This window comes from Mesorhizobium carmichaelinearum (assembly GCF_900199455.1).
GTDB classification, from domain to species: Bacteria; Pseudomonadota; Alphaproteobacteria; order Rhizobiales; family Rhizobiaceae; genus Mesorhizobium; species Mesorhizobium carmichaelinearum.
Map to the genome: position 1 here is coordinate 26508 of NZ_FZQR01000042.1, position 12699 is coordinate 39206.

Here is a 12699-nt window from a genome sequence, read left to right on the forward strand (position 1 = left end):
TCACTCGCACGTCCAATGCGTCGCGCTAAAAGGTGAGCTGAAAATAGGGGTGTCCGACCACTGCAAGGCGGCCAGACATCAGGATCGAGAGGGTATCTTCCGTGAAACGAAAGCGGCGCTAACTGGCCGCCTTGCCGTGCCGGACCAGATCCTGGGCGATGGACAGCTGCAGGGCCTCGGCCAGTTCGCGCGCGGCGCGATTTTCGGCATCGATCTGCGCCCGGTACGAAGCAAATTCCTGGCGTGGCCTGTCGAAGGACGAGGTGATCGCGCGCTTGCCGACCGTGATGACGGCGCCGGTTTTCATATCGGTCAGCGTATAGCTGGCGTTCAGCGTCACCGAACCGGCGGTCGGCTCGTCTTCGTCGGTTCCAACCTGCACGAGCGCCGCCGAATCGACGGCTTCCGTCACGGTGAGATCGAGCGAATAAAGCGGTGAGGCCGGTTCGCCGGCGCCACGCCCGAAGCCGAAGATCAGATTGTTGCGCACCTGCTGGGCATAACGCGTCTTGACCGGCTTGATGGCGATCGACGCCAGTTCGGTATTGGCGGTCGAGCCCGTCGACAACGGCGCGTTGGAATAGAGCGGCCGCACCGTGCAGGCCGAAACCAACGCCAGCGAGCCGACAAGGCCGGCAAGCGCCACGCGGCGCAGCAAGCGGCGCAGATCCGTCTTTTCCCGATCAGGCAACGACATTGACGATCCTCTGCGGCACGATGATCACCTTGCGCGGAGCCTTACCTTCGAGCGCTTTCTGCACGAAGTCGAGAGCCAATACCGCTTTTTCGACCGCACCTTGGTCCGCGTCGCGGGCAATTGTCAAATCCCCCCGCTTCTTGCCGTTGACCTGTACCGGATAGGTCACTTCGTTGTCGACGACCAGCGCCGGATCGAAGACCGGCCACGGCCGTTCGGCGACCAGATCGGTGCCGCCGAGCGCCTCCCAGCACTCTTCGGCCAGATGCGGCATCACCGGCGCGATCAGATGCACCAGGATCTCCACCGCCTGGCGGCAGGCGCCTTGCAGTGCCGGATCCGCCTTGCCTTCCGCCACCTGGTTGAGCGGCGTGGTCAGCACGTTGGCCAGTTCATAGATGCGGGCGATGGCACGGTTGAAGCCGAGCTTCTCGATGTCCTCGCCGACCGCTTTCAGGATCTTGTGCGTGGCCTTCGAGACCGCTCCCGCCTCACCAGCGTCAGCCGCGGCGGGCTTGACGCCTGCCAGCGTCTCGGCCGCCGTCGACACCAGACGCCAAATGCGCTGCATGAAGCGATGCGCGCCGGCGGCGCCATCATCGGTCCATTCGACATCGCGCTCGGGCGGTGAATCCGACAGCATGAACCAGCGCGCCGTGTCGGCGCCATAGCCGTCGGTAATGTCTTCCGGGCTCACCGTGTTCTTCTTCGACTTCGACATCTTCTCCAGCGGGCCGATGGTGACAGGCTCGCCGGTGGCAATGTCGAAGGCCCGGCGTTCGCCGTCGACGCCCTCCAGCCGCACCTCGGTCGGCGCCAGCCAGCGGCCGTTCGATGCCGAGCCGACGCGATAGGTCTCGTGCACGACCATGCCTTGCGTGAACAGGCCCTTGAACGGCTCGGCCAGATCGACATGGCCGGTCTCCCGCATGGCACGTGTGAAGAAACGCGAATAGAGCAGATGCAGGATCGCGTGCTCGATGCCGCCAATATACTGATCGACCGGCAGCCATTCATTGGCCGCCTTGGGGTCGGTCGGCTCATGCGCCCAGGGCGCGGTGAAGCGGGCGAAATACCAGGACGAATCGACGAACGTATCCATCGTGTCGGTTTCGCGGCGCGCATCGCCACCACATTGCGGGCACTTCACATGCCGCCAGGTCGGGTGGCGGTCTAGCGGATTGCCCGGCCGGTCGAAATCGACATCGTCCGGCAGCTTGACCGGCAGGTCGGCCTTCGGCACCGGCACCACGCCGCAATCCTCGCAATGGATCATCGGGATCGGGCAGCCCCAGTAGCGCTGGCGCGAAATGCCCCAGTCGCGCAGGCGGAAATTCACCTTGCGCTCGGCCATCGGTCGGTTGCCGATCGTCTTCTGCTCCAGGAGCTTCGCCACCTCGTCGAAAGCGCGGTCCGGCTTCATGCCGTCGAGGAAGCGTGAATTGATCATCACGCCGTCGTCGACATAAGCTTCCTCGATGATCTGGAAGGTCTTCGCATCGCCGCCTTCCGGCATCACCACCGGTATCACCGGCAGGCCGTATTTGTTGGCGAAGTCGAGGTCGCGCTGATCACCGGACGGGCAGCCGAAAATGGCGCCGGTGCCATATTCCATCAGCACGAAATTGGCGACATAGACAGGCAACGTCCAGCTGTCGTCGAACGGATGAACGACGCGGATGCCGGTGTCGAAGCCCTTCTTCTCGGCCGTCTCAAGCGCCGCCACCGAGGTGCCCATATGACGGACCTCGTCGATGAACTTCGCCAGTTCTGGATTGGTCTCGGCGGCCTTTTTGGCCAGCGGATGATCGGCGGCGACGGCCATGAAGGAGGCGCCGAAAATGGTGTCGGGCCGCGTCGTGTAGACTTCCAGCTCATGCTCGCCGGCAACGTCCGAGGCCAGCGGCCAGCGGATCAGCAGGCCTTCCGAACGGCCGATCCAGTTCTGCTGCATCAGCTTCACTTTTTCCGGCCATTCGTCGAGACCGTCGAGCGAATCCAGCAGGTCCTGCGCAAAATCGGTGATCTTGAAGAACCACTGCGTCAGCTCGCGCTGTTCGACCAGCGCGCCGGAGCGCCAGCCGCGCCCGTCGATGACCTGCTCGTTGGCGAGCACCGTCATGTCCTCCGGGTCCCAGTTGACCTTGGAGGATTTGCGCGTCACCAGCCCCTTCTCGACGAAATCGAGGAACAGCATCTGCTGGCGGTGGTAGTAATCGACGTCGCAAGTGGCGAATTCGCGCGCCCAGTCCAGCGACAGGCCCATGACCTTGAGCTGCTCGCGCATGGTGGCGATGTTCTGGTAGGTCCATTCCTTGGGATGGACCTTGTTCTGCATCGCCGCGTTCTCGGCCGGCATGCCGAAGGCGTCCCAGCCCATCGGGTGCAGCACGTTGAACCCCTTGGCCCGCTTGTAGCGCGCCACCACGTCGCCCATCGTGTAGTTGCGGGTATGGCCGATATGGATGCGCCCCGACGGATACGGGAACATCTCGAGCACGTAGTATTTCGGCTTCGGGTCGTCATTGCGCGCTTCGAACAGCTTCTTTTCGGCCCAGGCCTTCTGCCATTTGGGCTCTGACGCGCGCGGATTGTATCGTTCGGTTGCCATGGGACGTTTTTCACTTAAAAGCAGGCGCGAACCGCGGGCGATCGGCTGTGCGGTTCAGGGAATGTGGTCCGGGTGTTCACCATGGTTTGGCAAACCCGTCAACCATATGGGCATCGCGGCGGCTAAAAACGCGGGTCAAAACAGCGGGATTTGCATATGGGTAACGCCGTTCAGCAGTTTTTCGCGGTCAAGGCGAAGATCGCCGCCGCCGAGCAGGAGGCGCGCCGCGAGGCCGGCGCGGTGACGCTGGTGGCCGTCTCCAAGACTTTTGATGCCGCCGACATCCAGCCGGTGATCGAGGCCGGCCAGCGGGTCTTCGGCGAGAATCGCGTGCAGGAGGCGCAAGGCAAATGGCCTGAGCTGAAGCAGGCTTTTGCGGATATCGAACTGCATTTGATCGGTCCGCTGCAATCGAACAAGGCCAAGGAAGCGGTGGCGCTGTTCGACGTCATCGAGACGGTCGACCGCGAGAAAATCGCCGCCGAACTCGCCAAGGAGATCGCCCGGCAGGGCCGCGCACCGAAACTCTATGTCCAGGTCAACACCGGCTCCGAGCCGCAGAAGGCCGGCATCGAGCCGCGCGACGCCGTGGCTTTCGTCGCCCGCTGCCGCGATGTCCACGGCCTCGCCATCGAAGGCCTGATGTGCATCCCGCCGGCCGACGAGAACCCCGGCCCGCATTTCGCCCTACTGGAAAAATTGGCGCGCGAAGCAGGCGTCGAAAAGCTGTCGATGGGCATGTCCGGCGACTACGAGACGGCAATCGCCTTCGGCGCCACCAGCGTCCGCGTCGGCTCGGCGATTTTTGGTAGCCGGTAGATCGCGTTAGAGCGAGAATATTTTCGCATAATTCGGCACCAGCATGTGCTCGGCTTTTACTTTGCGGACAAGCCATGACCACCGCGTGTGGCCAAACAGGGGAAGGTGCGCAACGCCGGTTCGGCTACCTAGCGTTACTACCATCGTCGGATCGCCGGTTCGTGGTTTGTAGGACAGAGAGGGCGACTTGCCAGCCAGAATGGAGCGAATGTTGGTGGCTGCGACCTTGACGTGTCCCCTGATGTGAAACGCCATCTTGTTTTCAGCAAGATCGGTAATGTCGCCGAGCGCAAAGATGCTTCTTTCTCCTTTCACCCGGAGGTCGGCTGCCACCTTGACGTGGCCGTCTGGTGTGAGCCGGCTGGCAAAGTTTTGCTTCATGAAGGCGGTGTTCGGCCGCCCTCCAATGCACAGTATTGCGAGGTCGTAAGCGATGACCTGACCGGCGTTGGTGGTAACCTCGCCACTGCCAGCAAACACGTCTTGCAAATTGGACAAAAGCCCATCGATGCGCTGTCCCGTCAGGATCGTCACACCCCGCATTTCCAGAATGGCAGCGGCGCGAGCAGCGGCGGCTTCGGAGGTGCCTCGCAAGATGCGTGGCTGGGACTCGACCAATGTGACATGCTTGTGCGGCCATGCTTCGGTAATCTCACCGGCGACTTCGACACCAATAGGCCCGCCGCCGATTAGAAGAATGCGCTCGGCGCCTGCAAGGCGGTCATGGAACCGCTGATAGAACGCATGGCGGTCAGCGCCGCTCCCCTCCTGGCCGCGCACCAGTTCGTTGGCGAAGCGGTTCCCCGTGGCCAGGACGGCAGCCTTCCCAGTGACGAGAAGCCTCCGGCCGGAAGCGTCTTCGACGATACCGCCCTCGCTGGTAAGCTCCGTCAGGCGAGCGGCGACATGATCGACTCGAGGAAGAGCCTTTGCAAAGGGCATGATGGACTGCCTGGAGAAGTCGGGCTTTACCAGATTGCGCGGTGCAGCCATCGACACTTCGAAATAATCGAGCGGATCGACCAGGATCACCTTGGCAGTGGCGGACAATTGCCGCGCGAGGAGAGCCCCTGCAATGCCGCCCCCGTAAATGACGACGTCACCAACCTTTCGCTCCCCGACACGCTCTTCGTTTGCCACTTCCACGCTCACGTCTTTCACCTGTTCGCTCGTTAACTGAGGACGGCAGAGCCAATCCCTTTACCGCCGCAAATTTTGTGGTCTAATATTGAATTGGCAAGTAGGATGATTTTTATGGTATAGGATGAAAATGCAGACTATTGAGGAAATGAAGGCTTCAGCGCCTGCCGGAGAGTGTCGCGGACAACCAATGGAGCGCTTCCACGTCGCGATGCGGATTCTGACGGGGAAGTGGAAAGGCGAGATTCTCTGGCAGCTCGTTCACGGCAAGCGGCGCTTCGGCGAGTTGCGACGAGCAATACCAGGCATCACGCAACACATGCTCACCGCGCAGTTGCGCGATCTCGAGCAAAACGGTCTTTTGATCCGCACCTGCTACGCCGAAGTGCCGCCGCGTGTGGAGTATGAACTCACATCCGTCGCACTCGCCCTTCGCCCCGTTTTCGACGAGATTATTCGTTGGTCTGAAAACCATGCCGCGCGGCTGAGACTCGACGCCTTCGACATTCGATCCTAGCCAGGACGGCCATGGGCCGACATCACGGAGATGGCTTGGCAACGTCACTGGCATTCCTTGTCGCTCAGCTGCATCAATGTTATATCTAGCCAAGCTAGCTAGGAAGAATTCAATGAACTGGCACCTTCAGGACGCGAAGAACAATTTTTCCAAGGTAGTCCAGCGTGCGCGCAGCGAGGGCCCGCAGACAGTGACGTTGCGCGGCGAGCGTGCTGCCGTGATTCTCTCCGCCGAGGACTACGACCGCCTAGCTGGAAAGAAAAAGTCGTTGGCCGAGTATCTTTTGACTGGCCCGGTTTGGGATGATGATTTCGCTGAAGAGGTTAACCGCCGCTCGGAGACGATGATCCGGGACGTCGATCTTTGATGTATCTTCTCGACACGAACATCGTTTCGGATGTGCAGAGGCGCCTACCCAAGCCGACTGAATGGCTGGCTTCGGTGGATCCAACATCGGTGAGCCTCAGCGTCATTACGCTTGGCGAGATCGAGCGTGGGATTGTCAAGCTACGCAAGGTTGACTCCGAGAAGGCAACACGCCTCGATCTGTGGCTACGGGAGCTTCGGCGGGACAATGCCGACCGTATTCTTGCTGTCACGGAAGATGTCGCGCTGGCTTGGGGCCGCATCACCGCGGGCAGCACACGAGGCAGTGCCGATACCCTCATCGCGGCAACCGCGCTTGTCCATGATCTCATTCTTGTCACGCGCAACGTTGCCGACTTTGATGATATAGGCGTGACGGTGCTCAATCCCTGGGACGCCTAGGCCAATAATTTCCGCCTCGAAGCGTCTCATCGACGCTCATGCCTACATGGGTTGGGCCAATCCAGAAGCGTCATTGCACCACCACTGGAAACGAAACGTTCCGTTCCTATTTGTTTTGTGTCATCACAATTCTCCTGGAGCCTTCACCATGCGCTACAACCAGCTTGGCAATACGGGGATGTTCGTCTCCGAACTGTGCCTCGGCACCATGACCTTCGGCGCCGCCGGCGAAAATGCCCAATGGGGCCTGATCGCCAGCCTCGACCAGAAGGGCGTCAACGAGATCGTCGGCCGCTCGATCGCCGCCGGCGTCAATTTCTTCGACACGGCCGACGTCTACTCCTTCGGTCAGTCCGAGCGCCTGCTCGGCCAATCGTTGCGTGATCTCGGCGTCGCCAGGTCGAGCGTAATCATCGCCACCAAGGTGCATGGCGCCATGGGCCAGGGTCCGAACGAACGCGGCTCGTCGCGCGGCCACATCATGGATTCGGTCGATGCCAGCCTCGAACGGCTGCAGCTCGACCATATCGATCTCTATCAGCTGCACGGCACCGACGCGGTGACGCCGATAGACGAGACGCTGCGGGCGCTCGACGATCTCGTTGCCAGCGGCAAGGTCCGCTATGTCGGCGTGTCGAACTGGGCAGCATGGCGCATCGCCAAGGCGCTCGGCATCGCCGACCGCAAGGGCTTCGCCCGTTTCGAAACCATCCAGTCCTATTATTCGATCGCCGGCCGCGACCTCGAACGCGAGATCGTGCCGCTCATCAACGAGGAAAAACTCGGCCTGATAGTGTGGTCGCCGATGGCCGGTGGCCTGCTGTCCGGCAAATACGGCCCCGGCGCGCCCGGTAATGGCGAGGGCCGCCGCGCGTCCTTCAACTTCCCGCCGGTCAACGAGGATCGCGCCTGGGCGGCCGTCGCCGTCATGCGCGAGATCGCGAAGAAGCATGATGTCAGCGTTGCCACCGTGGCGCTCGGCTATGTCCTGGCCAAGCCTTTCGTGATGAGCGTGATCATCGGCGCCAGCCGGATGGATCAGCTCGAACAGAACCTTGCCGCGGCTGAGGTGAAGCTCGATGCGGACGATCTCGCCAAACTGGACGAGGTCAGCGCGCTGCCGGCCGAATATCCCGGCTGGATGCTGGAGCGCCAGGCAGCCGGCCGCCGCCCGGCGCCGTTCGTGCCGAAGGGGTAGTCCGTCTCCAACACAACGCGATTTTCCAAAGGCCGCGCGTCCTTCGGGCGCGCGGCTTTTTCGCGCTTCGTCAAGGCCGCACGCCTTGTACCGGGCACGGGTTCGCAGCTACCATCGTGACGCCGGAGCAGCATACCGGGATGTCAGGGGGCGACATTGGCACCATCCGCCGAGGAATTTCGCGACAGGATCATCGCGATCATGGCTGATCGCCAGGCTGCGGCTTCCGCCAGCCCTTACGATTGGAAAGTCTGTGTCGGAGCGGTCAGTGCTGCCCGAAGCGAATTTGAAAAGGTCGTCGTCGCTGGTACGGCGCATGACTACGCAGCCGACGTCATTGCTCGGTTGGAGCGGCTGCGGGACGCATACTATGACCCGGATGGGGAATACACTTCTGGGCGATCGGACATCGGCACCGTCATTGAAAAGATCAGGAAAGCCTTGAGATCTATCGGCCAGTGATGACGGAACGCACCCGGCGATGGGTGGGCTCGGCATCAAAGCGGATTGGTAAAAGTATTGCAGTCCGCGATCGCTTTTCCGGCAAGGCCCCGATCAAACCAGCGGATCCTCTGTTCCGAGGTGCCGTACCTTTTTGCCGTCGAATTTCCGAGGGCATTGGCGGCCCGATCATCTCCGAGAGATCGAAGCAGTTGCCTGGCCTCGGTCAGATCGGTGTCTTCCAGCAACCCCTTGTCCTGAACATAGCGGCTCCACAGTCCGGCAAAACAATCGGCCTGGAGCTCCACCTGTTCCGATCGGAGGACGGCGGCTTGCTGATCACCGTCGGTCACAGCCGGGGGCGGAACTTCAGAGATGTTCTGCACATGGTACGCAACCTCTCGGGCGACAATCAACGCCTTGGCGAAATCTCCGGTCAAACCGATCTCTCGAAGCTCGGGGAACGCCGGATCGAGATAAATCTTGTGGTCTGCCGCGCAGTATGATGTCCCGGAAACAGCACCGCATGCTGTAGCGATGAAGCCGGTGAACAGCACCAGCTTGGGCTCCTCATAAGTCGATCCGCCAGCTTTGAAGGTGGCTCCCCAGAAATCCTCCGTTTCCGCCAGAGCCACCGAGAGGAGCTGCTTGACGTCATCATTTCCGGCGCTTGCAGCAGGCATGGCGGCTTTCGAGACCTCGGCAGCCTTGGAGATCGTCGGGGCATGCAGCCCTGTCGCTATGGCAAGCAGCGATGCCGTGACTAAGGACAAGCGGACCAATTCACGCCTCCTGAACTGCCAACGCTCCCGGTGCCTGGGAGCGAAGAGCCTGCGACGACCGGACGGGATTCCATATCCTGCCCCTGCCGGGTTGTCGAACAGCCCTTGAAAACCGCGCTTCGTCAGAGCCGCACAGTCTCGGCCAGGAGGTCGAGAAAGGCCCGCACCCGCGCCGGCAGGTGCCGGCCCTGGCCGACATAGACGGCGTGCGTCGCCTCCTCGTCGCCCGGATTGAAATCCTCCAGCAGCGCCACCAGCCGCCCGGCGGCGATATCGGCAGCGACGTGCCAGCGCGCCAGCCGGGAGATGCCGGCTCCGGCCAGCGTCATCAGCCGCATCGCCTCACCGTCACTGACCAGCGTGTTGCCGGTGATCGGGACCATGACCACGCGGCCCTCCGCATCGACAAACGGCCAACCGTCGATATGCCTGACGAAGCCGAAGCCCATGCGGTTGTGGCTGTCGAGATCGGCCGGCGTCAGCGGTATTCCCTGCGTTTCGAGATAGGACGGTGCCGCAACGACCACCACCGGGCTCTGCCCGAGCTTGCGCGCCACCAGCCGTGATTCGCCGAGCGGCCCGGCGCGGATGGCGACATCGGCACGTTCGGCCATCAGGTCGATGACGCTGTCGGTCAGCACCAGATCGACCGATATTTCGGGGTAGCGTTCGAGGAAGCGCGGCAAAAGCGGGATCAGCCGATGCACCCCGAACGGCACGTAGCTGTTGACGCGCAGCCGCCCGCGCGGCGCCGCACCCGCCGCCGCCTCGCGCTCGGCCGCTGCCATATCGGCCAGGATGCGCAGCCCGCTCTCGTAGAAGGCCGTTCCCTCGGGCGTGAGCTGCAGCTTGCGTGTCGAACGGCTGACCAGCCGCGCGCCGAGCCTGGCTTCCAACCGCGCGATCAGCTTGCTCACCGCCGACGGCGTCATGCGCAACGCGCGCGCCGCAGCCGAGAAGCTGCCCGCCTCGACGACGCGAACAAAAACTTCGATCTCGCCAGAGCGGTTGATGTCGGGTCTCGCCATCTGTGAATCTATTTCACAGAAAATGTGCCCAGTGCAAGTCTGGTTCACAGAGCGTGGCAACACGATCTTTCGGGTCGGGGCGCGGGACGGCGCTCATCGTCGCCGAAGTGGAAACCGCCATGCCTCTTGCTCTCTATGCCCTCGCCGCCGGTGCCTTCGGCATCGGAGTCACCGAATTCGTCATCATGGGTCTGCTCATCGATGTCAGCAAAGACCTCGGCGTCTCGATCTCGGCCGCCGGCCAGCTCATTTCGGGCTATGCGCTGGGCGTCGTCATTGGCGCGCCCTTACTCACCATCGCCACCGGCAACTGGCCGCGCAAGACCGTGCTGATGGCGCTGATGGCGATCTTCACGCTGGGCAATCTCGCCTGTGCCCTGGCGCCCGACTACTGGGCGCTGATGGGCGCCCGCATCATCACCGCCTTTGCCCATGGCACCTTCTTCGGCGTCGGCTCTGTCGTCGCAACCGGCCTGGTCGCGCCCAACAAGAAGGCCTCGGCGATCGCGCTGATGTTCACCGGGCTCACCATCGCCAACATCCTCGGCGTGCCCTTCGGCACATGGCTCGGCCAGGCCTTCGGCTGGCGCGCGACCTTCTGGGCCGTGACCGCGGTCGGCCTGGCGGCCTTCGCCGTCATCCTTCTTCTGGTGCCGCGCAGTCAAGCGGCGCCCGAGAAGAGCGACCTGCGCGCCGATCTTGCCGTGCTGCGCCGCCCGCCGGTTCTGCTCGGCCTCGCCACCACCGTGCTCGGCTACGCCGGCGTCTTCGCCGTCTTCACCTACATCGCGCCGCTGCTGACCGAGATCAGCGGCTTCAAGGAAGCGGCCGTGTCGCCGATCCTGCTCGTCTTCGGCGGCGGCCTCATCGCCGGCAACCTCGCCGGCGGCAAGGTCGCCGACCGCTGGCTGGTGCCGGCCGTGCTCGGCAGCCTCGTGGTGCTGGCCCTGGTGCTCGCGACCATGAGCTTGGCCATCCACAGCCAGGTCTTGACCGTGATCTATGTCGGCCTGCTCGGCGCCGCTGCCTTCGCCACCGTGGCGCCGCTGCAGATGTGGGTGCTGGAAAAGGCGCAAGGCGCCGGCCAGAGCCTCGCCTCGTCCTTCAACATCGCCGCCTTCAATCTCGGCAATGCCGCCGGCGCCTGGCTTGGCGGCGCGGTCATCGCCCATGGAATGGGGCTGGGTTCGCTCACCTGGGTCGCCGCCTTGCTGCCGGTCGCGGCACTCGGCGTCGCCGGGCTGGCCCTGCGCCTCGACCGCACCAACGCGCTAGGTGCGCCTGTCTCCGTCCGGTCCTGACGATCGTCGGCGGACCGGATTTTTCGACACCTCTTTCCAAACCACCAGGAGTAAGAAAATGGATTATCGACGTCTTGGCGCATCGGGCCTCAAGGTGCCCGCACTCTCCTTCGGCGCGGGAACCTTTGGCGGCTCCGGCCCGCTGTTCGGCGCTTGGGGCAACAGTGACGCAAGAGAAGCGCGGCGGCTGGTCGACATCTGCTTGGAGGCCGGCGTCAATCTGTTCGACACGGCCGACGTCTATTCGAACGGCGCCTCGGAAGAGGTGCTTGGCGAGGCGATAAAAGGCCGCCGCGATGCTGTGCTGATCTCGACCAAGACGTCCTTGCCGATGGGCGACGGGCCGGCCGACTACGGTTCTTCCCGCTCGCGGCTGATCAAGTCCGTGGATGCCGCGCTGAAGCGCCTCGGCACCGACTATATAGACCTGTTGCAACTGCACGCCTTCGATGCCGGCACGCCGATCGAGGAAGTGCTGTCGACGCTGGACGATCTCGTGCGTTCCGGCAAGCTGCGTTATGTCGGCGTCTCCAACTTCTCCGGCTGGCAAGTGATGAAGTCGCTGGCCGAGGCCGACAAGCACGGCTACCCGCGCTACGCCGCGCATCAGGTCTACTATTCGCTGGTCGGCCGCGACTATGAGTGGGAGCTGATGCCGCTCGGTCTCGACCAGGGTGTCGGCGCGCTGGTGTGGAGCCCGCTCGGCTGGGGTCGGCTCGCCGGCAAGATCCGCCGCGGTCAGAAGCTGCCGGAAAAGAGCCGGCTGCACGACACGGCTGATTTCGGTCCGCCGGTCGAGGACGAACATCTCTACCGGGTCATGGATGCGCTTGACGCGGTGGCACAGGAGACCGGCAAGACCGTGCCGCAGATCGCCATCAACTGGCTGCTCCAGCGCCCGACCGTGTCGTCGGTGATCATCGGCGCCCGCAACGAGGAACAATTGCGCCAGAACCTCGGTGCCATTGGCTGGTCGCTGACACCGGAGCAGATGAAGAAACTCGACGCCGCAAGCGAAGTCACCGCGCCCTACCCGTATTTTCCGTACCGCCGACAGGAAGGCTTCGCCCGGCTGAACCCGCCGGCGGTGTGAGCGCGTCCGGTTGAAAAGACCAAGGTTCGCGGGACAGCGCCCCCCTCTGTCCTGCCGGACATCTCCCCCACGAGGGGGGAGATTGGATGTCACGATGGCTTTCGCCAATCTCCAACGCTGCAGGATTGAGCGAAGCGCCGAAGCTGCCAATCTCCCCACCCGTGGGGGAGATGTCCGGCAGGACAGAGGGGGGCGCCGTAGAGCACCAAGCTCAACGGCCTCAGTGCAGCAGCCTCAGTGCAGCACGAACTCCCCATCCACCTTGCGCCATTCATTCGGCGCGATCAGCTTCTGGTGCGTGTAG

General features: G+C 63.0%; 13 protein-coding genes and 1 pseudogene. 8 read left to right on the forward strand and 6 right to left on the reverse strand.

Going from position 1 to position 12699, the window contains the following annotated elements; translation table 11 throughout:
• Nucleotides 1-118: 118 nt before the first annotated feature.
• Both CKW40_RS38205 and leuS read right to left on the reverse strand, forming a co-directional pair.
• Nucleotides 119-697: an LPS assembly lipoprotein LptE gene (locus CKW40_RS38205; protein WP_095204828.1), complete on the reverse strand. Its 579-nt coding sequence runs from the start codon at nucleotides 695-697 to the stop codon at nucleotides 119-121.
• On the reverse strand, nucleotides 684-3308 hold the full coding sequence (leuS, locus tag CKW40_RS38210; protein WP_095204829.1) for a leucine--tRNA ligase: 2625 nt from the start codon (nucleotides 3306-3308) through the stop codon (nucleotides 684-686). Before leuS ends, CKW40_RS38205 begins: the two co-directional genes overlap by 14 nt.
• A gap of 156 nt (nucleotides 3309-3464) precedes the next feature.
• Between leuS and CKW40_RS38215 the strand changes: the two genes are divergently transcribed.
• Nucleotides 3465-4127 carry a YggS family pyridoxal phosphate-dependent enzyme gene (locus CKW40_RS38215; protein ID WP_095204830.1) on the forward strand — a complete coding sequence of 221 codons (663 nt, stop codon included), beginning with the start codon at nucleotides 3465-3467 and terminating at the stop codon, nucleotides 4125-4127.
• A 6-nt stretch (nucleotides 4128-4133) separates the two neighbouring features.
• On the opposite strand, the gene CKW40_RS38220 is transcribed toward CKW40_RS38215, so the two are convergent.
• Complete coding sequence (locus CKW40_RS38220; protein ID WP_095204831.1) at nucleotides 4134-5288, reverse strand: NAD(P)/FAD-dependent oxidoreductase; 1155 nt, start codon at nucleotides 5286-5288, stop codon at nucleotides 4134-4136.
• A 169-nt stretch (nucleotides 5289-5457) separates the two neighbouring features.
• Between CKW40_RS38220 and CKW40_RS38225 the strand changes: the two genes are divergently transcribed.
• The 5 genes from CKW40_RS38225 to CKW40_RS38245 all read left to right on the forward strand — a co-directional run bounded on the left by CKW40_RS38225 (nucleotide 5458) and on the right by CKW40_RS38245 (nucleotide 8212).
• Nucleotides 5458-5784 (forward strand): winged helix-turn-helix transcriptional regulator, encoded by a 327-nt coding sequence (locus CKW40_RS38225; RefSeq protein ID WP_244571463.1) that lies wholly within the window; start codon nucleotides 5458-5460, stop codon nucleotides 5782-5784.
• Nucleotides 5785-5896: 112 nt separating this feature from the next.
• Nucleotides 5897-6151 carry a type II toxin-antitoxin system Phd/YefM family antitoxin gene (locus CKW40_RS38230; RefSeq protein WP_095204841.1) on the forward strand — a complete coding sequence of 85 codons (255 nt, stop codon included), beginning with the start codon at nucleotides 5897-5899 and terminating at the stop codon, nucleotides 6149-6151.
• Nucleotides 6151-6552, forward strand: coding sequence for a type II toxin-antitoxin system VapC family toxin (locus CKW40_RS38235; protein WP_095204832.1), 402 nt, complete (start codon nucleotides 6151-6153; stop codon nucleotides 6550-6552). The genes CKW40_RS38230 and CKW40_RS38235 overlap by 1 nt, the downstream gene beginning before the upstream one ends.
• A gap of 148 nt (nucleotides 6553-6700) precedes the next feature.
• Nucleotides 6701-7750, forward strand: a complete 1050-nt coding sequence (locus CKW40_RS38240) for an aldo/keto reductase (protein ID WP_095204833.1) — start codon at nucleotides 6701-6703, stop codon at nucleotides 7748-7750.
• Between the two features lie 156 nt (nucleotides 7751-7906).
• Nucleotides 7907-8212, forward strand: coding sequence for a hypothetical protein (locus CKW40_RS38245; protein ID WP_095204834.1), 306 nt, complete (start codon nucleotides 7907-7909; stop codon nucleotides 8210-8212).
• A 35-nt stretch (nucleotides 8213-8247) separates the two neighbouring features.
• On the opposite strand, the gene CKW40_RS38250 is transcribed toward CKW40_RS38245, so the two are convergent.
• Together CKW40_RS38250 and CKW40_RS38255 are read right to left on the reverse strand one after the other, a co-directional pair.
• Nucleotides 8248-8973 carry a neutral zinc metallopeptidase gene (locus tag CKW40_RS38250; protein WP_143748468.1) on the reverse strand — a complete coding sequence of 242 codons (726 nt, stop codon included), beginning with the start codon at nucleotides 8971-8973 and terminating at the stop codon, nucleotides 8248-8250.
• Nucleotides 8974-9095: 122 nt separating this feature from the next.
• Entirely contained in the window at nucleotides 9096-10001 is a 906-nt protein-coding gene (locus CKW40_RS38255; protein ID WP_095204836.1) for a LysR family transcriptional regulator, read from the reverse strand.
• A gap of 119 nt (nucleotides 10002-10120) precedes the next feature.
• Here CKW40_RS38255 and CKW40_RS38260 point away from each other — a divergent pair, with 119 nt between their 5' ends.
• Together CKW40_RS38260 and CKW40_RS38265 are read left to right on the forward strand one after the other, a co-directional pair.
• Nucleotides 10121-11302, forward strand: coding sequence for an MFS transporter (locus CKW40_RS38260; RefSeq protein WP_095204842.1), 1182 nt, complete (start codon nucleotides 10121-10123; stop codon nucleotides 11300-11302).
• Between the two features lie 58 nt (nucleotides 11303-11360).
• Nucleotides 11361-12395, forward strand: a complete 1035-nt coding sequence (locus CKW40_RS38265; protein WP_095204837.1) for an aldo/keto reductase — start codon at nucleotides 11361-11363, stop codon at nucleotides 12393-12395.
• Nucleotides 12396-12629: 234 nt separating this feature from the next.
• On the opposite strand, the pseudogene CKW40_RS45665 reads toward CKW40_RS38265, so the two are convergent.
• Nucleotides 12630-12699 (reverse strand): annotated as a pseudogene (locus CKW40_RS45665) (aspartate-semialdehyde dehydrogenase); the annotation flags it as partial.